This is a genomic window from Sphingomonas astaxanthinifaciens DSM 22298 (genome assembly GCF_000711715.1).
Taxonomy (GTDB): Bacteria; Pseudomonadota; Alphaproteobacteria; order Sphingomonadales; family Sphingomonadaceae; genus Sphingomicrobium; species Sphingomicrobium astaxanthinifaciens_A.
This window is the reverse complement of the sequence record NZ_JONN01000001.1, coordinates 692,611-717,442: the sequence shown is the minus strand read 5'-3', so window position 1 is coordinate 717,442 and position 24,832 is coordinate 692,611. Positions and strand designations below refer to the sequence as shown.

General features: G+C 68.4%; 32 protein-coding genes. 14 read left to right on the top strand and 18 right to left on the bottom strand.

The genetic code is table 11. The annotated features are described in order from the left end of the window. Positions 1-50 precede the first annotated feature (50 nt). The 5 genes from BS69_RS0103585 to BS69_RS13080 all read right to left on the bottom strand — a co-directional run bounded on the left by BS69_RS0103585 (position 51) and on the right by BS69_RS13080 (position 4,989). Positions 51-806 carry an alpha/beta fold hydrolase gene (locus BS69_RS0103585; protein ID WP_029940616.1) on the bottom strand — a complete coding sequence of 252 codons (756 nt, stop codon included), beginning with the start codon at positions 804-806 and terminating at the stop codon, positions 51-53. 59 nt (positions 807-865) lie between these two features. Beyond that, positions 866-1,852, bottom strand: coding sequence for an aldo/keto reductase (locus BS69_RS0103580; protein WP_029940615.1), 987 nt, complete (start codon positions 1,850-1,852; stop codon positions 866-868). A 16-nt stretch (positions 1,853-1,868) separates the two neighbouring features. Further along, complete coding sequence (locus BS69_RS0103575; RefSeq protein WP_245605101.1) at positions 1,869-3,407, bottom strand: DHA2 family efflux MFS transporter permease subunit; 1,539 nt, start codon at positions 3,405-3,407, stop codon at positions 1,869-1,871. Between the two features lie 95 nt (positions 3,408-3,502). Next, positions 3,503-4,543 carry an HlyD family secretion protein gene (locus BS69_RS0103570; RefSeq protein ID WP_029940613.1) on the bottom strand — a complete coding sequence of 347 codons (1,041 nt, stop codon included), beginning with the start codon at positions 4,541-4,543 and terminating at the stop codon, positions 3,503-3,505. After that, a complete protein-coding gene (locus tag BS69_RS13080; protein ID WP_051676510.1) occupies positions 4,540-4,989 on the bottom strand; it encodes a MarR family winged helix-turn-helix transcriptional regulator in 450 nt (149 codons plus the stop codon). Before BS69_RS13080 ends, BS69_RS0103570 begins: the two co-directional genes overlap by 4 nt. A 136-nt stretch (positions 4,990-5,125) precedes the next feature. On the opposite strand from BS69_RS13080, the gene BS69_RS0103560 reads away from it, so the two are divergent. Together BS69_RS0103560 and BS69_RS14680 are read left to right on the top strand one after the other, a co-directional pair. Continuing rightward, positions 5,126-5,491, top strand: coding sequence for a DUF4440 domain-containing protein (locus BS69_RS0103560; RefSeq protein ID WP_029940611.1), 366 nt, complete (start codon positions 5,126-5,128; stop codon positions 5,489-5,491). Between the two features lie 116 nt (positions 5,492-5,607). Further along, positions 5,608-5,784, top strand: coding sequence for a hypothetical protein (locus tag BS69_RS14680; protein ID WP_342665806.1), 177 nt, complete (start codon positions 5,608-5,610; stop codon positions 5,782-5,784). On the opposite strand, the gene BS69_RS0103555 is transcribed toward BS69_RS14680, so the two are convergent. Both BS69_RS0103555 and BS69_RS0103550 read right to left on the bottom strand, forming a co-directional pair. Continuing rightward, positions 5,757-6,512 carry a competence/damage-inducible protein A gene (locus BS69_RS0103555; RefSeq protein WP_029940610.1) on the bottom strand — a complete coding sequence of 252 codons (756 nt, stop codon included), beginning with the start codon at positions 6,510-6,512 and terminating at the stop codon, positions 5,757-5,759. The genes BS69_RS14680 and BS69_RS0103555 overlap by 28 nt on opposite strands. 37 nt (positions 6,513-6,549) lie before the next feature. Next, a complete protein-coding gene (locus BS69_RS0103550) occupies positions 6,550-8,001 on the bottom strand; it encodes a S41 family peptidase (RefSeq protein ID WP_051676509.1) in 1,452 nt (483 codons plus the stop codon). A gap of 47 nt (positions 8,002-8,048) precedes the next feature. Here BS69_RS0103550 and map point away from each other — a divergent pair, with 47 nt between their 5' ends. Beyond that, positions 8,049-8,876 (top strand): type I methionyl aminopeptidase, encoded by an 828-nt coding sequence (gene map / locus BS69_RS0103545; protein ID WP_029940608.1) that lies wholly within the window; start codon positions 8,049-8,051, stop codon positions 8,874-8,876. A 4-nt stretch (positions 8,877-8,880) separates the two neighbouring features. Here map and BS69_RS0103540 read toward each other — a convergent pair whose 3' ends face one another. Next, positions 8,881-9,621, bottom strand: coding sequence for a phosphocholine cytidylyltransferase family protein (locus BS69_RS0103540; RefSeq protein ID WP_029940607.1), 741 nt, complete (start codon positions 9,619-9,621; stop codon positions 8,881-8,883). Between the two features lie 77 nt (positions 9,622-9,698). On the opposite strand from BS69_RS0103540, the gene BS69_RS0103535 reads away from it, so the two are divergent. Together BS69_RS0103535 and BS69_RS0103530 are read left to right on the top strand one after the other, a co-directional pair. Next, positions 9,699-10,037, top strand: a complete 339-nt coding sequence (locus tag BS69_RS0103535) for a P-II family nitrogen regulator (protein WP_029940606.1) — start codon at positions 9,699-9,701, stop codon at positions 10,035-10,037. Next, the gene (locus tag BS69_RS0103530; RefSeq protein WP_029940605.1) at positions 10,037-10,258 is read left to right on the top strand and encodes a helix-turn-helix domain-containing protein; all 222 of its coding nucleotides are present in this window, start codon (positions 10,037-10,039) and stop codon (positions 10,256-10,258) included. Before BS69_RS0103535 ends, BS69_RS0103530 begins: the two co-directional genes overlap by 1 nt. Before the next feature lies 1 nt (position 10,259). Here the strand turns inward: BS69_RS0103530 and BS69_RS0103525 are convergent, their stop codons facing one another. Then, complete coding sequence (locus BS69_RS0103525; protein ID WP_029940604.1) at positions 10,260-10,694, bottom strand: DUF4440 domain-containing protein; 435 nt, start codon at positions 10,692-10,694, stop codon at positions 10,260-10,262. Positions 10,695-10,865: 171 nt separating this feature from the next. On the opposite strand from BS69_RS0103525, the gene glnA reads away from it, so the two are divergent. Next, entirely contained in the window at positions 10,866-12,272 is a 1,407-nt protein-coding gene (gene glnA / locus BS69_RS0103520; RefSeq protein WP_425423521.1) for a type I glutamate--ammonia ligase, read from the top strand. A gap of 122 nt (positions 12,273-12,394) precedes the next feature. Beyond that, the gene (locus BS69_RS13515) at positions 12,395-13,369 is read left to right on the top strand and encodes a PilZ domain-containing protein (protein ID WP_051676508.1); all 975 of its coding nucleotides are present in this window, start codon (positions 12,395-12,397) and stop codon (positions 13,367-13,369) included. Here BS69_RS13515 and BS69_RS0103510 read toward each other — a convergent pair. The 4 genes from BS69_RS0103510 to BS69_RS0103495 all read right to left on the bottom strand — a co-directional run bounded on the left by BS69_RS0103510 (position 13,366) and on the right by BS69_RS0103495 (position 16,344). Continuing rightward, entirely contained in the window at positions 13,366-13,932 is a 567-nt protein-coding gene (locus tag BS69_RS0103510; RefSeq protein ID WP_029940601.1) for a hypothetical protein, read from the bottom strand. The genes BS69_RS13515 and BS69_RS0103510 overlap by 4 nt on opposite strands. Beyond that, the gene (locus BS69_RS0103505; protein WP_156956860.1) at positions 13,929-15,293 is read right to left on the bottom strand and encodes an amino acid permease; all 1,365 of its coding nucleotides are present in this window, start codon (positions 15,291-15,293) and stop codon (positions 13,929-13,931) included. The genes BS69_RS0103510 and BS69_RS0103505 overlap by 4 nt, the downstream gene beginning before the upstream one ends. A 113-nt stretch (positions 15,294-15,406) precedes the next feature. Further along, positions 15,407-16,138 carry a hypothetical protein gene (locus BS69_RS0103500; protein WP_029940599.1) on the bottom strand — a complete coding sequence of 244 codons (732 nt, stop codon included), beginning with the start codon at positions 16,136-16,138 and terminating at the stop codon, positions 15,407-15,409. Further along, the gene (locus BS69_RS0103495; protein WP_029940598.1) at positions 16,138-16,344 is read right to left on the bottom strand and encodes a hypothetical protein; all 207 of its coding nucleotides are present in this window, start codon (positions 16,342-16,344) and stop codon (positions 16,138-16,140) included. Before BS69_RS0103495 ends, BS69_RS0103500 begins: the two co-directional genes overlap by 1 nt. Positions 16,345-16,456: 112 nt before the next feature. On the opposite strand from BS69_RS0103495, the gene BS69_RS0103490 reads away from it, so the two are divergent. Further along, positions 16,457-16,645 carry a hypothetical protein gene (locus BS69_RS0103490; protein ID WP_029940597.1) on the top strand — a complete coding sequence of 63 codons (189 nt, stop codon included), beginning with the start codon at positions 16,457-16,459 and terminating at the stop codon, positions 16,643-16,645. Here BS69_RS0103490 and BS69_RS0103485 read toward each other — a convergent pair. Further along, complete coding sequence (locus BS69_RS0103485; RefSeq protein WP_029940596.1) at positions 16,642-17,262, bottom strand: S24 family peptidase; 621 nt, start codon at positions 17,260-17,262, stop codon at positions 16,642-16,644. The genes BS69_RS0103490 and BS69_RS0103485 overlap by 4 nt on opposite strands. A 262-nt stretch (positions 17,263-17,524) precedes the next feature. Here BS69_RS0103485 and BS69_RS0103480 point away from each other — a divergent pair, with 262 nt between their 5' ends. Continuing rightward, positions 17,525-17,842: a hypothetical protein gene (locus BS69_RS0103480; protein ID WP_156956859.1), complete on the top strand. Its 318-nt coding sequence runs from the start codon at positions 17,525-17,527 to the stop codon at positions 17,840-17,842. On the opposite strand, the gene BS69_RS0103475 is transcribed toward BS69_RS0103480, so the two are convergent. Beyond that, a complete protein-coding gene (locus tag BS69_RS0103475; RefSeq protein ID WP_029940594.1) occupies positions 17,839-18,351 on the bottom strand; it encodes a hypothetical protein in 513 nt (170 codons plus the stop codon). The two genes, BS69_RS0103480 and BS69_RS0103475, sit on opposite strands and share 4 nt — an antisense overlap. Positions 18,352-18,376: 25 nt before the next feature. Further along, positions 18,377-18,913 (bottom strand): DJ-1/PfpI/YhbO family deglycase/protease, encoded by a 537-nt coding sequence (locus BS69_RS0103470; RefSeq protein WP_342665805.1) that lies wholly within the window; start codon positions 18,911-18,913, stop codon positions 18,377-18,379. A 38-nt stretch (positions 18,914-18,951) separates the two neighbouring features. Here BS69_RS0103470 and BS69_RS0103465 point away from each other — a divergent pair, with 38 nt between their 5' ends. Further along, a complete protein-coding gene (locus tag BS69_RS0103465) occupies positions 18,952-20,046 on the top strand; it encodes a DNA topoisomerase IB (protein WP_084184244.1) in 1,095 nt (364 codons plus the stop codon). Between the two features lie 52 nt (positions 20,047-20,098). Then, on the top strand, positions 20,099-21,193 hold the full coding sequence (locus BS69_RS0103460; protein WP_029940591.1) for a mechanosensitive ion channel family protein: 1,095 nt from the start codon (positions 20,099-20,101) through the stop codon (positions 21,191-21,193). Here the strand turns inward: BS69_RS0103460 and BS69_RS0103455 are convergent. Next, positions 21,190-21,492, bottom strand: a complete 303-nt coding sequence (locus tag BS69_RS0103455) for an alkylphosphonate utilization protein (RefSeq protein ID WP_029940590.1) — start codon at positions 21,490-21,492, stop codon at positions 21,190-21,192. The genes BS69_RS0103460 and BS69_RS0103455 overlap by 4 nt on opposite strands. A 57-nt stretch (positions 21,493-21,549) precedes the next feature. Beyond that, positions 21,550-22,476: a DUF2167 domain-containing protein gene (locus BS69_RS0103450; RefSeq protein WP_029940589.1), complete on the bottom strand. Its 927-nt coding sequence runs from the start codon at positions 22,474-22,476 to the stop codon at positions 21,550-21,552. A gap of 171 nt (positions 22,477-22,647) precedes the next feature. On the opposite strand from BS69_RS0103450, the gene BS69_RS0103445 reads away from it, so the two are divergent. The 3 genes from BS69_RS0103445 to BS69_RS0103435 all read left to right on the top strand — a co-directional run bounded on the left by BS69_RS0103445 (position 22,648) and on the right by BS69_RS0103435 (position 24,831). After that, positions 22,648-23,073 (top strand): hypothetical protein, encoded by a 426-nt coding sequence (locus tag BS69_RS0103445; protein WP_051676506.1) that lies wholly within the window; start codon positions 22,648-22,650, stop codon positions 23,071-23,073. 64 nt (positions 23,074-23,137) lie between these two features. Continuing rightward, the gene (locus tag BS69_RS0103440) at positions 23,138-23,593 is read left to right on the top strand and encodes a MaoC family dehydratase (RefSeq protein WP_029940587.1); all 456 of its coding nucleotides are present in this window, start codon (positions 23,138-23,140) and stop codon (positions 23,591-23,593) included. 50 nt (positions 23,594-23,643) lie between these two features. Then, positions 23,644-24,831: an acetyl-CoA C-acyltransferase gene (locus tag BS69_RS0103435; protein ID WP_029940586.1), complete on the top strand. Its 1,188-nt coding sequence runs from the start codon at positions 23,644-23,646 to the stop codon at positions 24,829-24,831. Position 24,832 lies beyond the last annotated feature (1 nt).

The window sequence follows — 24,832 nt, the reverse complement described above, 5'->3', positions numbered from 1 at the left end:
GGAGTTGACGCCCTCAAGCTGATGCGAATGAGCGCGTGAGTGCGCCCGCTTCAGCCAGCCGTCAAGAAGCGGACCATCGCCTCGCCGAGCGCCTTCTGCGTGACCGAGGTGGTGTGGGTGCCCGGCACTTCCTCGTAGGTCGCATTGGGCAGCGCCTCGGCGAGCGCGGGCGCCGAGCCATTGTCGCGGTCGTCGTCGCCGCACAGGACGAGGGTCGGCATCGTCAGCCGCGCGAGCATCGCCTCGGTCACCGTCGAATTGCTTTCGAGCAGCAGCCGGGTCGCAACCCGGTCGACCTTCTGGCTCTTCATGAACTGGATCGCGAACCAATGCCGGTCGCCGCGGCTGGCGCTGTCGAACTTGTCGAAGGCCTCGAGGAAGAATTCATGGCGCTTCTCCCAGCCGAGCAGGCCTTCGAGCCCCATGCCGGCGAGGACCAGCCGGCGCGGCGACAGCCCCTGCGCGACCGCAAGCACGCTGGTTCGCGAGCCGAGCGAGAAGCCGCCGAGGTCGAAGTCGGCGAGGCCGAGATGCGCGACCAGTTCGGAAAGATCGCGGCCGAGGATTCTCGGCGGATATGCGGCGGGATCGTGCGGCTTGTCGCTGAGGCCGTGCGCGCGAAGATCGGGCATGATTACCCGGAAGCCGGCCGCGGCGAGCTGCTGGGCGTGGCCGAATTTCACCCAGTTCAGCTGCGCGTCCGAGAAGAGGCCATGGACGAGGACGACCGCACGCCCCTCCCCGGTCTCGCGCCAGGCGAGGTTGACGCCGTCGGAGGCGGTGAAGTGGTGGATGGTCGGGGTCATGGCGCGGCCCATACCCATAATCGTCGTCCCCGCGAAACCGGGGACGACGGTTCGGGTGTCTAGCGGTTGACCGTCGCCATGCCCTGCGCGTGATAGCGGTCGCCCGCCGCCGCGCCGGGCGGCAGGATCTGGTCGAGGCGGGCGAGCTCGTCCGCGCTGAGCTCGAGGTCCACCGCCGCGATATTCTGGTCGAGCCACTTGCGGCGCTTGGTGCCCGGGATGGGGACGATGTCCTCGCCCTGCGCGAGCACCCAGGCGAGCGCGAGCTGCGCGGCGCTGACCCCCTTGTCGGCGACGAGCTTCTCGAGCTCGTGGACCATCGCGATGTTGCGCTCGAAATTCTCGCCGGTGAAGCGCGGGTGGAAGCGGCGGTAATCGTCCTCGGGAAAGTCCTCGGGACGGGTGATCTCGCCGGTCAGGAAGCCGCGGCCGAGCGGCGAATAAGCGACATAGCCGATCCCGAGTTCGCGCACGGTCGGGAGCACCTCGGCCTCGGCGTCGCGGCTCCACAGGCTGTATTCGGTCTGGAGCGCGGTGATCGGGTGGACCGCATGGGCGCGGCGGATGGTTGCGGGCGCGGCCTCGCTGAGGCCGAGGAAGCGGATCTTCCCCTCTTCCTTCAGGCGCACCATTTCGCCGACCGTCTCCTCGATCGCGACATTGGGATCGACCCGGTGCTGGTAATAGAGGTCGATCGTCTCGACCCCGAGCCGCCGCAGGCTCGCCTCGCAGGCCGAGCGGACATAGTCGGGATCGCCGCGCACGCCGAGGAATTCGCCCTTCTCGCCGCGGACATTTCCGAACTTGGTCGCGAGGAAGACCTGGTCGCGGCGGTCGGCGATGGCGCGGCCGACCAGCTCCTCGTTCTTGAAGGGGCCGTACATGTCGGCGGTATCGAGGAAATTGACCCCCTGCTCGAGCGCATGGTGGATGGTGGCGATGCTCTCGGCGTCGTCGCCGGTGCCATAGAATTCGCTCATCCCCATGCAGCCAAGGCCGATGGCGGAAACAGTCGGGCCATCGCGGCCGAGGGTGCGGGTTTGCATGGGTCTTCTCCTGTCTTCAGTCGGCGATGGCGTGGGCGGGCGCACCGCCGCCGGCCTTGGCCTTGCGCAACAGCAGCACCAACGGAATGGCGGCCAGAGTGACCCACATCATCAGATAAAAATCGTCGAGATAGGCGATGAACAAAGCCTGCCGCGTGACCTCGGCGTTGATCACCGCGAGCGCGACGTCGCCTTCCTGCCCGATCCGTTCGAGCAGGCCGGGGTCGAGAGTCGGGATGGTGCTGGCGGTGACGTTGCTGGCGATGTCGGCGTGGGCGACCTGCGTCATCCGCACGAGCTGCGACCCGACGATCGCGATCCCGACCGACCCGCCGATGTTGCGCGACAGGTTGAGGAGTGACGCTGCCGCGGTGCGCAGCTGCGGGGCGAGCGTGGCGAAGGCGAGGCTCTGCATGACGACGAAGATGAGACCGATGCCCAGCCCCTGGACGACGCCCGACCAGATCACCGGCCCCGCCGGCTGGTCGAGCGCGAAGCCGGTCATCATCCACAGGCTGGTCGCCATGAAGCTGATCCCGGCGACCACCAGCAGGCGGCTGTCGAACTTGCCGACGAGCCGGCCCGCCACCAGCATCGAGATGAGCGTGCCCACCCCGCGCGGCGCGGTCAGGATGCCCGACTGGAGCACCGAATAGCCGTACAGGCGCTGGAGCAAAGGCGGCAGCAAGGCGAGCCCGGCCAGCAGCAGCACGCCGGTCACCGCCATGAACAAGAGGCCGGTCGCGAAATTGCGGTCGGCGAACATGCCCTTCTCGAAGATCGGCGCGCGTGCCGTCAGCGTGTGAATGACGAACATCCAGAAGAAGGCGATGGCGAGGCCCATCTCGATCCAGATTTCCCAGCTCTGGAACCAGTCCTGGCTCTCGCCGCGGTCGAGGAACATCTGCAGCGCGCCCAAGGCCACGGCGAGAAGCGCGAAACCGACCAGGTCGAACGGCCGCCGGTTGGTCGGGCTCTCGGGCATGGTCCGCCACAGCATGAAGGTGGCGAGCACGCCGACGGGCAGGTTGACGATGAACACCCAGCGCCAGTCGAAGCTGTCGGTCAGCCAGCCGCCGAGCACCGGCCCGAGGATCGGCCCGATCATGATCCCGCCACCGAACAGCGCCATGGCCTGGGCGTGCTTGGCGGGCGGATTGATGTCGAACATCGTCGCCTGCGCCAAGGGCACGAGGAAGGCGCCGCTCACCCCCTGGAGGATGCGGAAGGCGACCATCTCGGGGAGCGAGGTGGCGATGGCGCAGAGCATGCTCGCGACGGTGAAGCCGACGACCGCCATCAGCAGCAGCCGCCGGCGGCCGATCCGCTCGGCCAGCCAGCCGGCGATGGGAATGGCGATGGCGCTGGCGACGATATAGCTCGTCAGCACCCAGTTGATGCTCTCGCTGGTCGCGCTGAGGCTCGCCTGCATGTGCGGCAGCGCGACATTGGCGATGGTGGTGTCGAGCACCTGCATCAGCACCGCCAGCATCACCGCGACGGTGACGAGGAAGTGGCGCATCGGGTCGAGCGGGGTGGCGGCGGTGTTGCTCACGCGATCGGTCCTTCGGCTACGCGCTTCGCGCTTCGCTCAGCACGAACGAAAGCCGAAAGTTCGTTCGTGCTGAGCGACGTCGAAGCACGTAGCTCCTAGTCGCCCACATCGACGGTCACCGTGGCGCTGAGGCCCGCGATCATCGGCCGCGACGGCTTCTCGTCGAAGGCGATGCGGACCGGAACGCGCTGGCTGACCTTGACCCAGTTTCCATTGGCATTCTGGGCCGGAAGGATGGCGAATTCGCTGCCGGTGCCGGCGCCGATGCTCTCGACCCGGCCGTGGAGCTTGAGGCCCGGATAAGCGTCGATCTCCACCTCGACCTTCTGGCCGGGAGCCATCTTGGCGAGGTCCTTCTCCTTGAAATTGGCCTCGACCCAGGCGCTCTTCGAGCCGACCAGGCTGAGGAGGCCGATGCCGGGCACCGCCTGCTGGCCCGGGAGCAGCCGGTCGGTGTTGGAGACGATCCCTGCGGCCGGCGCGCGGACCTCGGTCCGGCTGAGGTTGAGGCGGGCGCTGGCAATGGCGGCGCGCGCGGCGGCCTCGCTCGGCTGGTCGCCGCCCGGCGCGATCGCGGCGCGGGCATTGGCGGCGCGGGCGCGCGCGTCGGCGAGCGCGGTGCGCGACTTCTCGACGTCGGACAGCGCCTCGTCATAGCGGACCTTGGTGGTGAAGCCTTGGCGGAGCAGCTCGGCCTGGCGGGCGAGCGCGCGCTGGTTGATGGCGAGCTGGGCCTCGGCGCCCGTGATGTCGACCGAGGTGCCGGCGGCCTGGGTGACGACCTGCCGCTCGGACAATTGCGCCTGGGCAAGCTGCGCCTCGGCCTGGAGCAGCGCGACGCGGAAGGGCTCGGGGTCGATCCGGAACAGGAGCTGCCCCGCCTGCACCCTTTGGCCTTCCTTGACATAGACCTGCGCGATCGGACCGCTGACCTGCGCCCCGACGCTGGTGATGTCCTGCTTGACCTGGGCATTGTCGGTCGAGACCGTCCCCTGCCCCGACCACCACATCCAGGCGCCGCCGAGCACGAGCAGCAGCGGCACGACCAGCATCAGCGCAATCCGGCGCGCCTTGTTCGGCGCTTTCGCCGGCGTCTCGGCGAGGCCGGCCGCCTCGATCCTGGTTTCCTGATTCATGCCGAAGCCCTGTCATTATTGCTGCGGGGGTCGAGCCCCGAAAGATTGGCCCGGATCGCGCCGAGCAGCCGCTGCGCGTCACTGACCGCGGCGGGATCGAGATTGCCGAACACCTCGGCCGAGAAGTCGTCGGCGAGCGTGTGAAGCCGGCTCACGAGAGGCGTCGCCTTGTCGCACAGGAACAACTGCCAGGCGCGCCGGTCCGAAGGGTCACGGCGCCGTTCGACCAAGCCCGCTTCCTCGAGCTTGTCGACGATCCGGCAGAGCGTGATCGGCTCGATGTCCATCCGGTCGGCGAGATCGACCTGGCGCTGTCCGGGCTGATGGTCGAGCCGGGCGAGCACCCGCCACTGGGCGCGCGTGATCCCCAGCGCCGCCGCCCTGCGGTCGAACGCCCGGCGCAGCGCATGCGCGGTCTCACCGATGTCCCAGGCAATCTGCTCCATCTGACGGCCCATATAGTAAGCAGGCTTACTAACGCAACGACCTGCCCGAAGGTCCACGTCGGCTCGTCGCCATCGGCCTGAACCCGCGCCCCGCCCGTCCGTTGGCCGTGGCAGTAGCGAAGGAAAGGAACAGGCGATGGAAAACGAACGGATCTGGGCGATGGAAGAAAAGCTCTGGCGCGGCGGCGACGAGGTCTATGACCGGCTGATCGACGAGAATGTGGTGATGGCGCTTCCCGCCGAGCCCTTTCTGTTCTCGCGGGACCAGGCCAAGGCGGCGGTCAAGGACACGCCGCGCTGGGAGGAGGTGCATTTTTCCGAGCAGAAGGTGACCCGTCCCGAGGAAGGGCTGATCGTGATCGGCTATCATGTCGAGGCGAAGCGCGGCGAGGAGACCTATCGCTGCGTGGCAAGCTCGACCCTGATGCGCCGGGGCCATGAGGACTGGACGGTGGTCAGCCACAGCCAGCTGGTGCCCCCGACCGCGGTGGTGGACGCCTGACCAAGGACTATCCCCGCACCCCGGACGGCCGCTATTTCGTCGTCCGGGGGCGGCTCTGGCGGCTCAGCAACCCCGCGCTCGATCCCGAGCGACGCGACCAACTCGTCCGCGAACTGATGGACGCGCGCCGCAAGCATGACCGGGCGCGGGTCGATGCGGCTAAGCGCGCGCTCGGCGAACGCGGACCGGTGTGGTGGGACGACGGCAGCCCCGACTGGGACCGCCACCTCGCCAGGAACACGCCTTATGCCGACTGGTGGGCGGCTCAGATCCCGCCTGGGACGACGAGGTAGCCGGCGCTTTCGAGGCTCGCCTGGAGGAGGTCGGCGACGCCCTGCGCCTGGTCGAGATCCTCCGAGCGGATGACGAAATTGGCGCCGACCTTCCCTTCGCGGAAGAAGGGATAGGAGCCGATCACCACCCCCGGGTTCGCCTTTTCCGTTTCGCGCAGGAGGTCGGCGACCTCGCTTTCGGGGACCATCCCGCCGACCGTCACGCTGACCAGCGGCCGCCCGCCCTCGAGGGTGCCAGTCAATGCGTCGAGCATGCCCGCCGTGATGTGCGGCACCCCGGCGAGAATGAAGATGTTGCCATGGCGGATGCCGGGCGCCCCCGACACCTTGTTGACGATGAGCTCGGCCCCGTCTGGAACCCGCGCCATCCGCAGCCGCGCCTCGGTCAGCCCGCCGCGCGTTTCGTAATAGCGCTCGAGGATCGCGCGCGCGTCCGGGTGGACGATAACCTCGACGCCGAGCGCCGCGGCAATGGCATCGACCGTGATGTCGTCGTGGGTCGGGCCGATGCCCCCGGTGGTGAACAGATAGTCGTTGCGGGCCCGCAGGGCGTTCACCGCCTCGACGATCCGCTCCTCGACGTCGGGTACGATCCGCACCTCGGCAAGGCGGATCCCCTGCACGTTGAGCCAGGTCGCGATCTGGGCGACATTCTTGTCCTGCGTCCGGCCGGACAGGATCTCGTCGCCGATGATGCAGAGTGCGGCGGTCCAGGTCTTCGAAGCCATGCCCCGCCGCTAGGCCGCGCGGGCCGCTTCGGCAACCTCATCCTCGAGCGAGGTCGACAGCCGCGCGCTCGAGCACGGGATCGCGCCCAGTGGCGATGTCGGCGATCGTCGGCGCGACCCGTACGTCGGGCAGGAGCCCCGCGTCGGGCTGGGGCGTGGTCGGGAAATAGCCGACCAGCGGCAGGTCGAACTCGAGCCCGCTCGCCGGCAAGCGCACGAAGAAGAAGCAGCCGCCGTTGATCCCGCGCCGGTTGCCGCCGGTCGGCCGGCCATAAAGTCTGCCGCCGCCAATCGCGCGGAAGTTGGAAGCAAACTGGAAGGTGGCCGAGCTGTTGACCGGGCTGGTCAGGACCGCGACCGGGACTGGCAGCCGCTTCCCCGCCGACGCGACGGTCAGCGCATCCTCGCCGGCCGGGCGGAGGAAGAAGCCGTTCGTCAGCGGCGCGGCCTTAGCCCCGAGGGTGCGAAAACTGTCGTCCCAGGTGTCGAGATAGCGGTCGATCGAGGCCGGCGTGCGCTGGAACCGTATGCGCTGCTCGATTGCCGGGGGCGTGTACGGCCGGTCGATCAGCCGGGCCAGGATGCGGTTGCCGCAATCCTCGCCGCCCTCGTTGTCGCGCAGGTCAACGACCAGCCCACGGGCGCCCGCGAGGCTGTCGAGGCGTTCGTCGAGCCAGCCCTTCCAGTCCCACTTGCTCTTCCAGATCGCCCAGCCGGGCATGGTCAGCACCGCAATCCGATCGGGCCGGATCGCCCAAGTCCAGAGCGGGTCGGCTTCCCTAACCTCGGGCGCGGTCATCATCGCCTTACGCGCCTTGAGACCGATAGCAGGCATGTCGAGCCTCCGCCGCCGCCCGCCGGGCTCCTGCACCTCGAGGCGGTGGACGCCACCGGCGGGCGGCGCGACGAGGCCCTGGAAGACGTCGAAGGTCTCGATCGAATCGTCGCCGCGCACTTCGAGCAGCGAGACCCGCTTGGCGTCGTTGTGGCCGTCGGCGCGGATCAGCGGCAGCAGACGATCGCGCAGCCGCGCCGGATCCTCGCCATTCAGCCGGAGGATGCGGGTCCCGGGCGCGAGCGTCCCCGAGGGATCGCCGGTCACCACCATATCCCGGTCGAGCCAGACGAAATGGACGGGAAGCCGCGTCGGCCGGTCGAACAGGGCTGTCCTGACCGCGTCCTTCTGGTTGAAGAAATTGCCGTAGCTGTGTCCGCAGCGGATCGCCGCGGTCAGCCGGGCGAGCGCGAGATAGCGGCCCGCGCTGTCGGGCGCGGCGGTGAAGTCCGCCGAAAAACGCTGAAGCCGCGCCTCGAACGCCGCGGGGCTGTTGTAGCGATAGAGACCCGGATGAAGCTTCAGCGCCTCGCGCAGGATGGCGACGTCGCCGGCGAGGTCGGCCGGGTCCGGCCGGTCGGCCGCGAGGCTTCGCGCCGACAGGCCGGTGAGCAGCGCCGCGCCGCTGCCCTGGAGAAAGGTCCTTCGCCGCACCCCACCGCTCCTTCGACATTTGCCGTGCCCGCGCTTACATAGCAGCAATGACTCAATATGTGACCGTCACCGCCGAGGACCGCAGCGAAGCCAGGAGCGGCATCATCAAGCTGCACGGGCCCGATGGTTTCGCAGGCATGCGCGCCGCCGGCCGCCTCGCCGCCGAGATCCTCGACGCCCTGGTGCCCGTGGTCGCGCCCGGCGTCACCACGCAGGAGATCGACGATGTCGTCTTCCGCATGATGCGCGAGGCGGGCGCGGTCCCGGCGACCTTGGGCTATCGCGGCTACACGCACAGCTGCTGCACCTCGATCAACCACGTGGTCTGCCACGGCATCCCGGCCGACCGGCCGCTGAAGGACGGCGACATCGTCAACATCGACGTGACCCCGATCCTCGACGGGTGGCACGGCGACAGCAGCCGCATGTATCTGGTCGGCGACGTGGGCGTGAAGGCGAAGCGGCTGGTCGACATCACCTACGAATGCCTGATGCTCGGGCTCGAGCAGGCCAAGCCCGGCAACCGCCTCGGCGACATCAGCGCGGCGATCCAGCGCCACGCCGAGAAGAACCGCTATTCGGTCGTCCGCGACTTTTGCGGCCACGGCCTCGGCCGGCTGTTCCACGACAGCCCCGAGGTGGTCCATGTCGGCCGCCCAGGCACCGGTCCCGAGCTCAAGCCCGGGATGTTCTTCACGGTCGAGCCGATGATCAACATCGGCCGGGCCGACTGCAAGATGCTCGACGACGGCTGGACCGCGGTCACCCGCGACCGCTCGCTGTCGGCGCAGTTCGAGCATTCGATCGGGATCACCGAGGACGGCTGCGAGATCTTCACGACCAGCCCCAAGGGGCTGCACCGCCCGCCTTATTGAGGCCCTACCAGCCGGCGACCAGCTTCTCCGCCGCGGCGACGTCCTCGGGGAAATCGACCTCGCCCCATTGCTCGCCCTCGATCGAGAGCGTCCAGACGTCGCTCGACTGGGCGAGGTGGTGGATGACCCGGAGGTACCAGATCTGCGTTCCCTCGGGGCTGCGCATCGCCTCCTCGATCGCGGCGCGGAAGCGGGCCGGGCCGTCGCCGCGGAAGGCGAGCAGGCCGATCGATTCGGCATTCACACCGTCGCTGTCCTCGAGCCGCTTGCCGATGGCGCGCAGCCGGCCGCCCTCCTCGACCACCTTCATGTCGTCGGCGTCATAGCCCTCGGCCTTGCGGTCGATGGTGACGCAGATCCCCGGGCGGTCGTTGCCGACGACCTTCTGCATCAGGCCCAGGCTGACCATCGTGTCGCCGTTCCAGACGAGCGTGTCGGCGTCGAACGCCTCGCGCGCCATGTAGAGCGAGCCGGTGTTGTCGGCGACCTTGTAGAAGGGGTTGAAGATGGTCCGGACCTCCGGCCCTTCCCCCGCCTTCCGTCGCCGCTCGAGGGCGGCTTCGATCTGGTCGTCGCGAAAGCCGGTGACGACCGTCGCGCGCTCGATCCCGACCGCCGCCAGCGTGTCGAGCTGGCGGTCGAGCAGGGTCCGACCCGCGAACTCGATCAGGCACTTGGGCCGGTCGTTGGTGAGCTGGCCGAGGCGCGAACCCTGGCCGGCGGAAAGAATGATTGCCTGGCGCATGGCCGGCGCGATTGCCTAGCAATTGCGGCAAAGCCAAGACGGCGCCTAAGGTAGCATCGGTTGGCAGGAGGGAATGCGTGAAGAAGGTCGAGGCCATCATCAAGCCGTTCAAGCTCGATGATGTGAAGGACGCGCTGCACGAGGTCGGGGTTTCGGGGATGACCGTCACCGAGGTGAAGGGCTTCGGGCGGCAGAAGGGCCATACCGAATTGTATCGCGGGGCCGAGTACGTGATCGACTTCATCCCCAAGGTGAAGGTCGAGGTGGTGGTCGAGGACAGTCTGGTCGCCAATACGGTCGAGGCGATCGCCGCCGCCGCGCGCACCGGGCGGATCGGCGACGGCAAGATCTTCGTCTCGCCGATCGAGCAGGCGATCCGGATCCGCACCGGCGACGAGGGCCCGGACGCCGTCTGATGAGCTCGGCCGCCAACGATCCGCGCCTCGCCTCGATGAGCCCCGAGGAACTGCGCTCGCACATGCGGGCACTGGGCTATCGCACCCAGAACGAGCTGGCGAGCGCGATCGGGGTCAGTCGCTCGGCGGTCTCGCTGTGGCTCGAAGGGAAGGTAGGCGTCCCCCGCCCGGTCGCCATGCTGCTCAGGATGCTGGTCGCGGCCCAGCGCCGGGCCTACTGACCTAGCGCCAGAGCTGGAGCGCGCGGACCGCTTCGGGGAAGGCGCGGTCGTCCTCGACCCGGGCGAGCTGGCGGTCGACGAGGCGCCATCCGCGCCCGAGCCCCCCGCGCTTCCAGATGTCGGCCTGCCACCAGCGCCCGCGGGCGTCGCGGCCGTCGATCACCCCCTCGAGCTCGATCTCGGCGGCGAAGATGCCGATCTTGTCGATCTCGCGGGCATAGATGGACTGGCCGAAGCGGAAGCGCTCGATCCGCCACCGGTCGCCTGCGGCCTCGAGCAGGCTCTTGCGGTCGAGCAGCACCGGCGCGCTGGCTCCGACCACCATCCGGAACCGCCGCGAAAGGAGGTTGCGAAGCGCCTTGCGCTCCTCGTTCACCCATGCCCGCATCAACTGGGTCTCGAGCGCCTCGAGCCGCGCGTTTCCGTCACTTGCCATGGGGAGCGTCCTTAAGCGGCGGGCGGCGGCTGGCAAGCGGCAACCCGAGCCCGGGTTCCGCATTTCGCCCACGCGAAATCTTCACGCCGGCCTTGGCCTCGGGCCGGCCGGCTGGAATCGCTGCCGGGCATCTCATTTCCAGCAGTGAAAGTGATTCTCATGGCCGACAAGGTGACCGCCTCCAGCATCCTGAAGCGCATCCAGGACGAGGAGATCGAGTGGGTGGATCTTCGATTTACCGACCCCAAGGGCAAGTGGCAGCACCTGACCATGGCGGCGGGCGCCATCGACGAGGACATGCTCGAAGACGGCTTCATGTTCGACGGGTCGTCGATCGCCGGCTGGAAGGCGATCAACGAGAGCGACATGATCCTCATGCCCGACCTCGAGGCGGTCTATGTCGATCCCTTCTCGGCGACCCCGATGATGATCGTCTGCTGCAACGTGGTCGAGCCGGCGACCGGCGAACTCTACGCCCGCGATCCCCGCTCCTGCGCAACCCGCGCCGAGGCCTATCTGAAGGCGAGCGGCATCGCCGACACCGCCTATGTCGGTCCCGAGGCCGAGTTCTTCATGTTCGACGACGTCCGCTTCGGCGACGACTATAACGGCAGCTATTATCACCTCGACGACATCGAGCTGCCGACCAACACCGGCCGCGAATATGAGGGTGGCAACCAGGCCCACCGGCCGCGCGCCAAGGGCGGCTATTTCCCGGTCGCGCCGGTCGACAGCGCGGTCGACATCCGCGCCGAGATGGTTTCGACCATGCTCGAGATGGGCCTGCCCTGCGACAAGCACCACCACGAGGTCGCCGCCGCGCAGCACGAGCTCGGCCTGACCTACGGCACACTCGTCCAGACTGCCGACCGGATGCAGGTCTACAAATATGTCGTGCACCAGGTCGCCCATGCCTATGGCAAGACCGCGACCTTCATGCCCAAGCCGATCGCCAAGGATAATGGCTCGGGCATGCACACCCACTTCTCGCTGTGGTCGGGCGGCAAGCCCCTCTTCGCGGGCAATGGCTATGCGGGCCTCAGCGACACCGCGCTCTATTTCATCGGCGGCGTCATCAAGCACGCCCGCGCGCTCAACGCCTTCACCAACCCGACGACTAACAGCTACAAAAGGCTGGTCCCGGGCTTCGAGGCGCCGGTGCTGCTGGCTTATTCGAGCCGCAACCGCTCGGCCTCATGCCGCATCCCCTATGGCACCGGTGAGAAGTCCAAGCGGGTCGAGTTCCGCTTCCCCGACGCCATGGCCAATCCCTATCTCGCTTATGCCGCGATCCTGATGGCCGGCCTCGACGGCGTCCAGAACCGGATCCACCCGGGCGAGGCGATGGACAAGAACCTCTACGACCTGCCGCCGGCCGAGCTGGTCAGCGTGCCGACCGTCTGCGGCAGCTTGCGCGAGGCGCTCACCAGCCTCTCGGCCGACAAGGATTTCCTCCTCAAGGGCGACGTCTTCTCGGCCGACCAGATCGACGCCTACATCGAACTCAAGTGGGAAGAAGTGATGCGCTGGGAGACCACGCCGAGCCCGGTCGAGTTCGACATGTATTATTCGAGCTGATCGGTTTCGGAATCGAACGCAAAGGGGCTCCGACCAGGTCGGGGCCCCTTTCATTTAGCCCTTTGGTAACCCTCCCTGCTTACATTCGCCCCGGACACCGTGGGTGAAGGGCCTTCAAGGGCATGAACGAATTTCGCGAGAAGCTGCTGGGCGGCAAGCGGGTCGAAACCCCGCTTCTCAAGGTCAAGGCGCCGCGCGGCGACCATGCGACCGCCGAGGACGAGAGCCTGTCCGAGCTCGCCATCCCGCGCGAGGCCGCGCGTGTCGCCAACCACCGCGACGGTGACCGCCACCGCCTCGAGAACGAAACCGTGCAGGTCGTTCACGACGGCGGCACCCAGTCGGTGACCCTGGTCAACCTGTCGGGCGGCGGCGCGATGATCGAGGGCGGCGAAGGCCTGCGCCTGTGGGATCGGGTCGAACTCCAGCTCGGCGACTGGAACCGGGTCGAGGCCGCGGTACGCTGGATCAAGAACGGCCGTGTCGGGCTCGAATTCGCCCACGAAACCCGCATCGAGACCGATACCGCACAGCTCGCGCACATGCTCCAGACCGTGCTCGAGCGCTCCTTCCCCGACATTGCGATCGCCGCCAAGCGCGACGCCGCCGCGGCTTCGGCAATTGCCGAGGACGAGGACGAGGATGCCGCCGGTGCCGAAGAGACGCCGGAGCTCCACGACCTTGCCGAGCGCGAGCTTCGCCATCCGCTGATCTGGAGCGGGGTGGTGCACTACAATCACGACAGCACCCCCGTGCGCCTGCGCAACATCTCCAGCGGCGGCGCGCTGATCGAGGGCGAAGCGGGCTTTCCCGTAGGTGCCGAACTGCTCCTCGACCTCAACGAAGCGGGGACCATCTTCTGCACGGTCCACTGGGCGCGCGGCGATACCGCCGGGCTCAAGTTCCACTCGCCCTACGACCTCAATCAGCTGGCCGAGGTGCGGCCGAAGATGGCTGCGGCGCGCTGGGTCGCGCCCGACTATCTGCGCGAGGATCGCTCGACCAACAGCCCGTGGGCGAGCCAGTGGGGCCGCAGCGACCTTGGCGACCTCCACCGCTCGCTCGAGGCGACCCGCGCCGCCATCCGCCGCCGCTAGCGCCCGCGGAAGCGGGTCACGTCGAGATCGAAGAAGGGCTTGCCGTCGCGCCTGATCTCGAGGCGCTTCGGGAAAAACGCATCGCCGTCGCGCCACCATCCGCGCATCCGGAATTGCTGGCGGATTGGCGTGCCTGAACGGTCGACCCGGTTCCAGGCGCTCGTCAGGAAACCCTTGTCGCAGGCGAAGTGGGTCCCGAGCGGATCGCCCATGTCGATGTCGTCGATCCCCCTTGCCCCGCTCCACGCGCATTGATGCGCGGCCTGCTGCATCAGCTGGTAGAAGCCGAACTGGCCCTGCTCCTCGCGGACGAAGTCGGCGGGTGCCGCCTCGCGCCTGCCGCCGCGCTCGATGGTGCCGGTGCCGGTTGGCTCGAGGATGAAGCGGCGCAGGCCCTTGGCTTCGCCGATCGCGGTCGGCCAGCTCTCGCTGATCACCCGGCCGCTCGCCTCGACCCGGCTGCGGACGGTGATCGCGATTCTCCGCCGGTCATCGTGGACGACCGCCCTTCCCTGCCACGACAACGGCATCACGGCCGCGGCGAGGAGCAGCAGCAGGCTCACGCCGCCCGCGCCCGCCGGCCCGCGCGCTGGCCGTAGAGGAAATAGAGCAGAATCCCGATGGCCTGGGCGACGAGGAAGAAGACCTGGGTCTTCAGCGGCAGGCTGTAGAACAGGTAGAGGCAGCCGAGGATCCCGCCGAGCCCGACCACCCAAGGCAGCGGGGCGCGGAAGGTGCGCCTGGCGTCGGGCTCACGCCGGCGGAGCACCAGCATCGCCGCGCAGACCGCGACGAAGGCCGCCAGCGTGCCGGCATTGGCCAGCGCCGCAATCTCGTCGAGCGGGAAGATGCCGGCGACGACCGAGACGACGATCGCGGTGAAGATGGTGATCCTGACCGGCGTGCCCCGGCTCGACACCCGCGCGAGGCTCGGCGGCAGCAGGCCGTCGCGTGCCACGGTGAAGAAGATCCGGCTCTGCCCGTAGAAGAAGGCGAGGATCACGGTCGGCAGCGCGATCACCGCCGAGGCGCCGAGCAGGCGCGCCGCCCACGGCTGGCCGATCTCGCTCAGCACCAGCGCCAGCGGCTCGGCGCTCTTGGCGAAGGAGGCGACCGGCACGGCGCCGATCGCGGCGGCCGCGATCACCATGTAGATGAGGACGCAGACCGCCATCGATCCGACGATCCCGATGGCGAGGTCGCGTCCCGGATTCTTGGCTTCCTCGGCCGCGGTGGCGATGGCGTCGAAGCCGTAGAAGGCGAAGAAGATGATCGCGGCGGCGGCCATCACGCCGACCTCGGCGCCGGGCGCGCCGCTGCGCGGGAAGCCGTTGGGCATGAACGGCGTAAAATTGGCGCTGTCGAACACCGGCAGCGCGACCGCCACGAACAGCGCGAGCGCGGCGATCTTCACCGCGACCAGGATGGCGTTGAGCGTCGCACTTTCGCGGGTGCCGGCGATGAGCAGCCCGGCGACGACCCAGATGATGAACACCGCGGGCAGGTTGACGAGTCCGCCGGCGTGCGGCCCGTTCACCAGCGCGGCGGGCAAGGCCATGCCGATCCGCTCGAGGAAGCCCGCGGCATAGCCCGACCAGCCGACCGCGACCGCGCTCACCACCAGGCTATATTCGAGGATCAGCGCGACCCCGATCATCCAGGCGATGAGCTCGCCGAACACGACATAGGAATAAGTGTAGGCGCTGCCCGAGGCCGGAATCATCGTCGCCACTTCGGCATAAGCGAGCGCGGCGCAGGCGCAGATCACCCCCGCGATGGCGAAGGACAGGATGACCGCCGGGCCGGCCTTGCCCGCGCCGACCCCGATCAGGGTCAGGATCCCGGTGCCGACGATCGCGCCGACGCCGAGCGCGACGAGATGCGGCCACGACAGCGTCCGCGCGAGCCGGTGGTGCTCGGGCATGTCGTCATGGGCGATTACGGTCTTTCGAAAATTCCAGCTGCTCAACGCTTCGGCTCCCCCTGATGCGCGGCTAGGGAAGCGAAAGGGGGCGGCGGCGTCAACCGCAGCATCGCTCAGGCGGTGAGCTGGACTTCGGGCTGGGCGAGGGTCAGCGCGTGCGAGCGCTGGATCTGCTCGATCGAGGGAAAGTGAAAATTGACCGCCATGCCGATCGCCGCGGCACGGACGAGATCGCGGCCCTCGCGGACTGGAGGCGACATGTCGGCGCGCTCGGGCGGGAGGAGCGGGGCGAGGTTCTCGCGAAGCGCCTTGAACAGGGTGATCATAGCCTGCGTCGCGCCGTCCTGCGCACCGGCAAGGTGGTCGTGGACCGCGGCCACCATCTCCATTCCGAAGGCGACTTCCTGCGCGTCGCGCTGCCGTTCGGCGAGGGGCAGCCCGAATTCGGCCACCGCCGCCGGACCTTCGGCAAGGTAAAGCGTATTCCACGGGCGGTAGGGTGACAGGCCGAGCCGTTGGCGAAGCCAGGCGCCATGGGGTCCGCGCCACACCTCGACGGGGATCAGCTGATAGGGCGCGAGCGGCGCGGCGATGACCGCCTTGGCGGCCGCCGTCACCTGGCGGAGATGCGCCGCATCGTCGCCGAGCAGCACCGCGAGCGGCTGGGCATTGGCGGCGTCGTTGATCGGATCGGCCGGGAAATAGCCCGCCGAGCGCAGGAAGTCGCCGCGCTCGCCTTCAAAGATCTCGTCGTCGAAGATCTTGCCCGCGGGCGGGGTCGCGGGGCGCATCGGCTCGGCCGGGGCCGCGGTCGCCTTCCGGCCGAATGTGCGGCGACCGAACATCAGTGGACGGTGCCGTCGGGCTCGGCGCTGGCCAGCGTGACGATCACCCGCTCGATCTGCCGCCAGTGGCAGAAGCGGAGCACATTTCCGCGGTCGCGCGCGCCCTCGGCCCGGACGGCGGCCTCGAAGGCGGCATTGTCACCGAAGCGGTCGATCAGCTGGCAGGCATCGTCGAGCGCGGCGCGGGAGGCGATATAGGTCTGCATCGTCCCGCCGGAGTTAGTCCCGCGGCCGATAAGGAGCGCATACCGAACAGGATTGAGAAGTGATTCACCTTGTTTTCTTGGCGTCGGCCCCCGCCTCTGCCATGGGCGGGCCATGCAACAGAGCAACCTCGACAAGCCCGTCTACGCGGGTGGCTGCCTCATCTTCATCGGTTTCCTCGTCGGGGCGATCGCGGGCATCGCTTACGGCGAACCGAGCATCGGCACGATCCTTGGCGTGGTGCTGGGCGGGGCGGTCGCCCTCGTGCTGTGGCTCGCGGCGCGCACCAGGAAGAACGACTAGGCGAGCCTGCGCCCGCTCCACACCGCGCGACCGATGAGGTCGAGCTCGGCCGCGGACAGGCCCGGCCAGTCGGCATGGGCGGGATTGTCCGACTGGACGGTGAGCTCGGCCCGGACCGGGTGGAGCGTCAGCCGGCGCACCTGCAGCCGCCCCTCGACCCGCAGCGCGTAAAGGCCGTCGCGAAGCCGCTCGGCGGTGTCGCCGAGGTCGACCAGCACGTCGTCCCCCGCCTGTAGGGTCGGCGCCATCGCGTCGCCCTCGATCGCCAGCAGGCGAAGCTGGCGCGCGGGCGCATGGAAGTGGCGCTTGAGCCAGGCCGGGGCGAAGGCGAGACCGGGCTGGGCCGCCTGTCCCAGCATCGCCGGGACGACGAACTCACCGGCGGGGGCGACCGGCTCGGCTCCCAGCAACTGCTCGCTCACCCCGAAATGCTGGGCGAGGATCCGGCGCTCGCGCTCGGGCAGGCGGCGCGGGGTCCCGCGACGGATGAACTGCTGGATGTAGGCGGCATTGCGCCCGATCAGCCGCGACAGGCTGGCAAAATCCTCCCCCCGTTCGGCGCACAGGCGGCGCAGCGTCTCGCGCGGGTCGTGCTCGGGCAAATTCGGATCGACCATAGGAAAACACCTAGACATGTAGGACATTAACTGGGACATCAGTGATGCCGAGTCGTCATTGGTCGGGGGGCCAGGACGTGGATTTACTGCGGGACGTTGAAAGATTTCTTAACAGGTCAGAACAGAGTGCAGCCCGGTTCGGACGAGAAGTCATGGGAGATCCGAGGTTCGTTTTCGATCTGCGCAGGGGCCGCGAACCGCGGGCGCAGACGGTGCGGAAGGTCAGGAACTATCTGGAGCAGGGTCTGTGAATCGGCCGCGGATGACGGCTTATGCGACCGCCCTCCTGCGTTGTCTTTTGCAACGCGCGGGCGAAGACCGCAACAGGATTTTTCTTAGCCATTGGTCCACTTCGGACTGGCAGTCGCTGACCCTTGAGGGCGAGCGTCACGAGGCGAGCTTCGTGGTATCGGGGGACCGGGCCGAGGCCTTTGCGGCGCTGTGGCTGGCAGGCCTTAGCGATGCCGAGTTCGATCTGCCGCGCGGCTTCGTCGCCGACATCGAACTGGCGGGACCGCCCCGCGTTCGTGACGACGGCGCGGTCGAAGTCGAGATCGCCGCGCTGACCCTCGACGACTAGGCGAGGCTGCGGCGGAGGTCGCCCAGCGCCTGGCGCAGCGCGGCCGCCGCATCGACCTCGAGTTCGAGCACCGGGGCCGCGGGCCGCTCGGCCCGCACCTCGAGATGCGCCTCGATCCGCTGCCGGAGCTCTCCGGGCGTCGGCAGCGGACGAGCCGCGAACAGTTGCACGACCCGGCTCTCGGCGGGTGCGGGCTCGATCCGGTCCTCGAGCTCCAGCGGCTCGGGCTCGGCGGGCGCGACCTCTTCGGCGATGTCGGTCAGCTCGAGGATGTCGGGGGCGTCCACGAGCGGTTGCGGAAGCTCGAAGGCCGGCAGCCGGAAGCGCCGCGCTTCGGGCTTGACCTGTCGCAGCAGTGCGAGCGCCGCGAGCCCGCCGGCCGCGGCCGTCCCGACTCCCGCGAGCGGAAAGCCCAGCAGCAGCAGCGAGGCGCCAAGCGCCGCGCCAAGGATGCCCGCCGCCGCCCCGTCGGCCAGCCACCCGATGAGATCGTCCCCGTTCCCGTCCATGGACGCGGCCATAAGCCGCCAATGGTTAGGCTTTGGTTGAGACGGCCGCGGCAAGCAGCGCGTCGGCGAAGGCGGCGCTGTCCTGCGGACCGACCGCGGTCACGATCCCGCCGTCGACCACCACCGGCCCCTCCTCGACCAGCGCCCCGGCGTTGCGCAGGTCGGTGCGGATCGAGGGCCAGCCGGTCGCGCGGCGTCCGCGCAGCGCATCGGCTTCGACCAGCAGCCACGGGCCGTGGCAGATGGCGCCGACCGGCTTGCCCGCCGCGACAAAGGCCGCGACCAGCGCCACCGCCTTGGGGTTGGCGCGCAGATGGTCGGGATTGATCAGCCCACCCGGAAGCAGCAGCGCGTCCCAGTTCTCGACCGCGACCTCGGCGATGATCAGGTCGGGCGTGATCCACTCGCCCGGATCGTCGAGCACGGTCGCGCGGATCGGCAGGATCCCCGGTGCCGCCAGCGCGACATTGGCGCCGGCCGCGCGCAGCTGCTCGAGCGGCACGAACAATTCGTCCTGCTCGAAGCCGTCGCTGGCCATGATGAGGATGTCGGGACCGGTCACGGAACGAATCCTCTAGGCTTCGCGTCGGGCATGGCAAGATGAATGCGCCCAGCCCCCCGCCGACCCGGCTTCGTCACTGCACCGACGACCAGCCCGGGATCACCCGCCGCCAGATCAAGGGCAAATGGGCCTATTTCGACCCCGACGGCGAGCGGATCACCGACCGCGACGAAATCGACCGGCTGAACGCCATCGCGCTCCCCCCTGCCTATACCGATGCCTGGTTCTGCCCGTTTCCCAACGGCCACATCCAGGCGACCGGGCGCGACGCCAAGGGTCGCAAGCAATATCGCTACCACCCCGGCTTCACCTCGCGCCGGGACAAGAAGAAATATCTCGGCACGATCGAGTTCGGTGCCGCCCTTCCCCGCCTGCGCAAGAAAGTCGAGACCGACCTCAAGGCCAAGGCGACCAGCCGCGAGGCGGTGCTGGCCGCGGTTGTCCGCCTGCTCGACACCGAGCACATCCGCATCGGCAACGAACAATATGCCAAGTCGAACAAGAGCTTCGGCGCGACCACCCTGCGCAGTCGCCATGTCCGCAAGTCGGGCAGCAAGCTCGTGGTCCGATTCAAGGGCAAGCACGGGATCACCCGCGAGCTCAAGATGTCCGACGCGCGGCTGAAGCGCATCGTCAGCAAGGTCCATGACCTGCCCGGCCAGCACCTTTTCCAATATCTGACCGACGATGGCGAGCCCTGCCCGGTCACTAGCGCCGACGTGAACGACTATATCCGCGAGGGCACCGGCGGCGACTTCACCGCCAAGAGCTTCCGCACCTGGGGCGCCAGCGTCATCGCCTTCGAGCAGATGCTCGAGGCGCAGGAGGAAGAGCGGCGCAAGATCAGCCTCAAGACCGTGCTCGAGCCGGTCGCCGAGGCGCTCGGCAATACCCCCGCGATCAGCCGCAAGAGCTACGTCCATCCCAGATTGATCGACGCCGCGCGCGACAATCCCGCGCTCCCACTCGGCGAGTTCGAGCGGCCGCGCGCCCGCAAATATCTGTCGAGCGCCGAGGTCGGGCTGCTCGCCTGGCTGATGGGCAAGAAGACCCGCCGCGCGGCCAAGGTCGATGCGGTGGTCAAGGCGGCGAAATCGTCGCCGGCGAAGGTCGACGCGGTGGTCGCGGCCTGATCCCGGCCGGGAGCTTGACCCCCTCGCCTGCCCCCGCCAATTCCCTTTTCCGATGACCGATCTTCAGAAACTTGCCGACTGGCTGTGGCAGACCCGCGAGGCGCTGCTGATCGGCACCCTCGTCGCGGTGGGCCTCGTCGGGCTGATGATGATCGCCCGCGAGATCGGCCACCGGATGGTGCGGCGCGATCCCTCGACGCTCGGCTGGTCGGGCGTGATCGGGCGGGTGCTGAGCAAGACCAGCCTCCCGTTCATGGCGATCGCCGCCATCGACATCGTCCTCAACTATGCCGATCCCCCGGCACGGATCGGCCGGCTCAGCGACGTCGCCTTCATCATCGCCTTCGCGATCCAGGCCGCGATCTGGGCGCGCGAGCTCATCCTGGGGGTCATCGGGACCCGGGTCGGCGAGCGGCCGGGCGAGACTGCGGTCGGCAATGCGATGGGCGTCATCCGCGTGCTGGTCAGCGTCGCGGTCTTCGCCATCGCCCTCATCGTCATCCTCGACAATCTGGGCGTCAACGTCACCGCGCTGGTCGCTGGCCTCGGGATCGGCGGAATCGCCATCGGCCTTGCCGCGCAGGGCATTTTCTCCGACCTCTTCGCCGCGCTCTCGATCCTGTTCGACAAGCCGTTCCGCCGCGGCGACACGATCCGCTTCGACACCACCACCGGCACGGTCGAGAAGATCGGCCTCAAGACCACCCGCCTCGTCAGCGTGACCGGCGAGGCGGTGATCATGGCCAATACGAAGCTGCTCGAGCGCGAGATCCGCAACCTCGCCGGGGGCAGCGACCGGCAGGAGACCCTGCGCTTCGGCCTCACCTACCAGACCGCGCCAGAGAAGCTCGAAGCCGTCCCCGCGCTCGCCCGCGCCGCGGTCGAGGGCCAGGCCGGCTGCCACCTGCAGCGCTGCGTGGTCACCGCCTTCGGGCCGTCGAGCCTCGATCACGAACTGGTCTTCCGCCACGAGGGCCTCGACCAGGATCATCTGTTCGAGGCGCGGGCGGCGATCATCCTCGACCTCCTCCGCCGCTTCGCCGCCGAGAAGATCGACTTCGCCTATCCCACCCAAACCACCTTCACCGCCGCGCCCGACGGGACGCTGGTCATGCCCTATGCGGTCCCGGCCGCGCCGCCCGCCTAGCGCTTGCGGACGAATTCGGCGCGCAGCACGAGGCCGCGGATGCCGTCGAACTTGCAGTCGATTTCCTGGGGGTCGCCGGTCAGCCGGATCGAGCGGATCAGCGTGCCGCGCTTCAGCGTTTGGCCGGCGCCCTTGACGTCGAGGTCCTTGATGAGCGTGACCTGGTCACCGTCGGCGAGGATGTTGCCGACCGAATCGCGCACCTCGACCACCGCCGCCGCGCGCTGCCGCTCGGCAAGCTCGGCCGCGGGCAGCCACTCGCCGCTGTCCTCGTCATAGACGTAATCGTCGTCCGCCATTTCCGCTCCTCCCGGCCCGCCTCTAGCGCGGGACGGAGCAAACGGAAGAGCCGGGGCTCAGGCGGCCGATGCGTCGCCGTCCTCGTCGCCCTTGCCGAAGCGGCCCTTGAGCCACTTCCAGGCGCCGCCGGCCGCGACCGCGAGCAGGACCGCAAGCTTCTTGCCGAAGGCGAGGATGAGCCCGATGAGGCCGACCTTCTTGGCCGCCGCAACGCCCGCGCCGGCCGCGACCAGCCCGGCAAGGCCATAGCCCGCCTCGCTGTCGGTGCCTGGCACGAAATCGGCGTAGCGCGCGCCGCTGTCGAACTGGACGGTCTGGCCGAGCTGCCCCGCAGCGGCCTTGACCAGGCTGAGGTTGCTCATCCCGTCGACCATGTTGAGGCTGAGCACGCCGGTCCGGCCAAGCGAGCGCACGTCATAATTGAGGCTGTGCTCGGGCTCGCCCTCGGCGGCGAGGTCGCGGGCCCAGACCAGCACCTTCTTGCTGCTGTCGTAGGTCGGCGCCTGTGCCCAGCCGGCGAGATGGAGCTTGTGGTAACCCGCCGCGACGCGGTCGGCATTGGCCTCCTCGGTGGCCTTCTGCATGTCCTTGAGGACCGAGGCATAATCCTCGCTCGCCGCATCCTCGTCGGTGATGTGGCCGGTCTCCTCGAAGGTCACCACGGCGCCCCAGCTGTCGGCGAAATCCTTGCCGGCCGGAAAGATCATGCCGAGCACGCCGTCGGCCGCATCCGCGGGATTGCCCCAGGCGTCGACCAGCACCTTGCGGGCAGCGTCGGGGCCGAGGAAGTAATAGGATTGGCCGAGGTTCAGCCGGGCCTTGGCCCCGGGCAGGGTGATGGTCCCGGTCTGCGGGTGAAGCCCTTTCTTGAACTCCTCGACCGACTGCCCCGCCTCCTGCGGCGAAGGCGGCGCCTTGGCGAGCGCCGGCACGGCAACGGACAACAAGGCAGCCGACAGCAGCAGCCGATACGCTTTACTCATGATGTGATCCCCCCGGATTGAACGGCGAGCCTAGCGGCGTCGCCGGGCGAGGCAAGCCGGTACCGCCGCGCTAACCATGCTGGCCCTGCCGCGACGCGGTCGTTCGTCCAGCCTTGTCATTGCGCCGAATTGGGGGGATTCTCCGCTTTCATTCACGGGGGCGGAACACCGATGAGCCTTGCACTCGAGCTTCTGGCCTCGGCCATCCTGCTGACCCTCGTGACCTTCGTCCACGGCACCGGAATCGCGCTGATGGACAAGCTCATCCGCACCAACATCGCCGACATCCGCGCGCTTCGCCTCGACCAGCGGGAGATCGGCTTCATGATCCCGATGGCGCTCTATCTGCTCGCGCTGCACGTGGTGGAGATCGTCCTGTTCGCGCTCTTCTATCTCGCGACCCACGACACCCACGACCTCTATAACGCCATCTACCATTCGACGCTGGCCTATACGACCATGGGCGTGATCGAGGGCGCAATCACCAAGTGGAAGCTGGTCTCGGCCTTCGAGGGGCTGGCGGGCTTCCTGATGATCGGCTGGTCGTCGGCGATCTTCGTCACCGACATGGACAAGGTGCTGCGCCGGCGCTCCTAGTGCGCGCAGCGGACTTGATCGGCCCCTCCCCTTGTCCCTAACCGGGCACGCGAAGGAGAAAGCCATGCCCGTTGCCAGCATCGATGCCATCAAGTCCAAGGTCGGCCAAGAGCTAGGCGTCTCCGACTGGATCGAGGTGGGCCAAGAGCGGATCAACGCCTTTGCCGACGCGACCGAGGATCACCAGTTCATCCATGTCGACGAGGGCCTCGCCGCGCAGACCCCGTTCGGCGGGACCATCGCCCACGGTTTCCTCAGCCTGTCGCTGCTGAGCCGCATGGCGGCCGACGTCATGCTGGTCCCCGAAACGACCAGGATGGGCGTCAATTACGGCTTCGAGCGGGTCCGCTTCCTCTCGCCCGTCCGTGCGGGCAAGCGCGTCCGCGGCCGGTTCACCCTCGTCAGCTTCGAGGAGAAGCGCCCCGGCCAATATCAGTTCGCGCACGACGTCACGGTCGAAATCGAGGGCGAGGACAAGCCCGCCCTCAACGCCGTGTGGATTGGGCAGGTCTTCGCTTGATCGCATCCGCCCGCTAAGGCGCTCTCCAGACTCACCCTACAGGAGCCTTCATGCCCACCGCAGCTCGTGATGCCGTCATCGTCTCCACCGCCCGTACCCCCATCGGTCGGGCCTATCGCGGCGCCTTCAACGCCACTCCCTCGCCGACGCTGACCGCCCACGCCATCCGCGCCGCGGTCGAGCGCGCCGGCGTCACTCCCGACGAGATCGAGGATTGCGTCATCGGCGCCGCGCTCCAGCAGGGCGTGCAGACCACCATCGGCCGCACCGCCGCGCTCCGCGCCGGGCTTGGTGTCGGGGTCGCCGGCATGAGCATCGACCGCCAGTGCGCGAGCGGCCTGATGGCGATCGCCACCGCCGCCAAGCAGGTCATCGTCGACCGCATGGACGTCTGCGTCGCGGGCGGCGTCGAGAGCATCAGCCTCGTCCAGACCCCCGAGATGCGGCTGGGCTCGGACCCCGAGCTCCTCGCCATGCACAATGCGGTCTACATGCCGATGATCCAGACCGCCGAAGTGGTCGGCAAGCGCTATTCGGTCAGCCGCGAGCGCTGCGACGAATATGCGCTGCGCTCGCAGCAGCGCACCGCGCAGGCGCAGGCGGCCGGGCTGTTCGACAACGAGATCGTCCCCGTCACCGCGCGCATGGCGGTCAAGAACAAGGAAACGGGCGAATCCTCGATGCAGGAAGTGACCCTCGCCAAGGACGAGGGCAATCGCCCGCAGACCACGCTCGAGGATCTCGCCAAGCTGCAGCCGGTCATGGGGCCGGACAACATCATCACCGCGGGCAATGCCAGCCAGCTCAGCGACGGCGCTTCGGCCTGCGTCGTGATGGAAGCGAGCCTGGCCGAGAAGAAGGGTCTCGAGCCGCTCGGCCGCTATGTCGGCATGGCCGTCGCCGGGACCGAGCCCGACGAGATGGGCATCGGCCCGGTCTACGCCGTGCCCAAGCTCCTCAATCGCTTCGGCCTCAAGGTCGAGGACATCGGCCTGTGGGAGCTGAATGAGGCGTTCGCGGTGCAGGTGCTCTACTGCCAGGACAAGCTCGGCATCCCTGACGAGCTGCTGAACGTCAACGGCGGCGCCATCTCGATCGGCCACCCCTATGGCATGAGCGGCGCGCGCCTGACCGGTCACGCCCTCCTCGAAGGCAAGCGCCGCGGCGCCAAGTATGTCGTGGTCACCATGTGCGTCGGCGGCGGCATGGGCGCCGCCGGCCTGTTCGAGGTCTTTTAAG

What these genes read in the sequence shown, in the direction of transcription:
- BS69_RS13080 (WP_051676510.1), bottom strand. Translation starts at nt 4,989, where the DNA reads ATGGAGCAGATTGCCTGGGACATCGGTGAGACCGCGCATGCGCTGCGC.
- BS69_RS0103435 (WP_029940586.1), top strand. Translation starts at nt 23,644, where the DNA reads ATGCCCACCGCAGCTCGTGATGCCGTCATCGTCTCCACCGCCCGTACC.
- BS69_RS0103580 (WP_029940615.1), bottom strand. Translation starts at nt 1,852, where the DNA reads ATGCAAACCCGCACCCTCGGCCGCGATGGCCCGACTGTTTCCGCCATC.
- BS69_RS0103475 (WP_029940594.1), bottom strand. Translation starts at nt 18,351, where the DNA reads ATGGACGGGAACGGGGACGATCTCATCGGGTGGCTGGCCGACGGGGCG.
- BS69_RS0103585 (WP_029940616.1), bottom strand. Translation starts at nt 806, where the DNA reads ATGACCCCGACCATCCACCACTTCACCGCCTCCGACGGCGTCAACCTC.
- BS69_RS0103445 (WP_051676506.1), top strand. Translation starts at nt 22,648, where the DNA reads ATGAGCCTTGCACTCGAGCTTCTGGCCTCGGCCATCCTGCTGACCCTC.
- BS69_RS0103495 (WP_029940598.1), bottom strand. Translation starts at nt 16,344, where the DNA reads ATGCAGACCTATATCGCCTCCCGCGCCGCGCTCGACGATGCCTGCCAG.
- map (WP_029940608.1), top strand. Translation starts at nt 8,049, where the DNA reads ATGACTCAATATGTGACCGTCACCGCCGAGGACCGCAGCGAAGCCAGG.
- BS69_RS0103560 (WP_029940611.1), top strand. Translation starts at nt 5,126, where the DNA reads ATGGAAAACGAACGGATCTGGGCGATGGAAGAAAAGCTCTGGCGCGGC.
- BS69_RS0103465 (WP_084184244.1), top strand. Translation starts at nt 18,952, where the DNA reads ATGAATGCGCCCAGCCCCCCGCCGACCCGGCTTCGTCACTGCACCGAC.
- BS69_RS0103500 (WP_029940599.1), bottom strand. Translation starts at nt 16,138, where the DNA reads ATGTTCGGTCGCCGCACATTCGGCCGGAAGGCGACCGCGGCCCCGGCC.
- BS69_RS0103570 (WP_029940613.1), bottom strand. Translation starts at nt 4,543, where the DNA reads ATGAATCAGGAAACCAGGATCGAGGCGGCCGGCCTCGCCGAGACGCCG.
- BS69_RS13515 (WP_051676508.1), top strand. Translation starts at nt 12,395, where the DNA reads ATGAACGAATTTCGCGAGAAGCTGCTGGGCGGCAAGCGGGTCGAAACC.
- BS69_RS0103530 (WP_029940605.1), top strand. Translation starts at nt 10,037, where the DNA reads ATGAGCTCGGCCGCCAACGATCCGCGCCTCGCCTCGATGAGCCCCGAG.
- BS69_RS0103455 (WP_029940590.1), bottom strand. Translation starts at nt 21,492, where the DNA reads ATGGCGGACGACGATTACGTCTATGACGAGGACAGCGGCGAGTGGCTG.
- BS69_RS0103485 (WP_029940596.1), bottom strand. Translation starts at nt 17,262, where the DNA reads ATGGTCGATCCGAATTTGCCCGAGCACGACCCGCGCGAGACGCTGCGC.
- BS69_RS0103505 (WP_156956860.1), bottom strand. Translation starts at nt 15,293, where the DNA reads ATGCCCGAGCACCACCGGCTCGCGCGGACGCTGTCGTGGCCGCATCTC.
- BS69_RS0103450 (WP_029940589.1), bottom strand. Translation starts at nt 22,476, where the DNA reads ATGAGTAAAGCGTATCGGCTGCTGCTGTCGGCTGCCTTGTTGTCCGTT.
- BS69_RS0103480 (WP_156956859.1), top strand. Translation starts at nt 17,525, where the DNA reads ATGACGGCTTATGCGACCGCCCTCCTGCGTTGTCTTTTGCAACGCGCG.
- BS69_RS0103460 (WP_029940591.1), top strand. Translation starts at nt 20,099, where the DNA reads ATGACCGATCTTCAGAAACTTGCCGACTGGCTGTGGCAGACCCGCGAG.
- BS69_RS0103525 (WP_029940604.1), bottom strand. Translation starts at nt 10,694, where the DNA reads ATGGCAAGTGACGGAAACGCGCGGCTCGAGGCGCTCGAGACCCAGTTG.
- BS69_RS14680 (WP_342665806.1), top strand. Translation starts at nt 5,608, where the DNA reads ATGGACGCGCGCCGCAAGCATGACCGGGCGCGGGTCGATGCGGCTAAG.
- BS69_RS0103540 (WP_029940607.1), bottom strand. Translation starts at nt 9,621, where the DNA reads ATGCGCCAGGCAATCATTCTTTCCGCCGGCCAGGGTTCGCGCCTCGGC.
- BS69_RS0103440 (WP_029940587.1), top strand. Translation starts at nt 23,138, where the DNA reads ATGCCCGTTGCCAGCATCGATGCCATCAAGTCCAAGGTCGGCCAAGAG.
- BS69_RS0103555 (WP_029940610.1), bottom strand. Translation starts at nt 6,512, where the DNA reads ATGGCTTCGAAGACCTGGACCGCCGCACTCTGCATCATCGGCGACGAG.
- BS69_RS0103490 (WP_029940597.1), top strand. Translation starts at nt 16,457, where the DNA reads ATGCAACAGAGCAACCTCGACAAGCCCGTCTACGCGGGTGGCTGCCTC.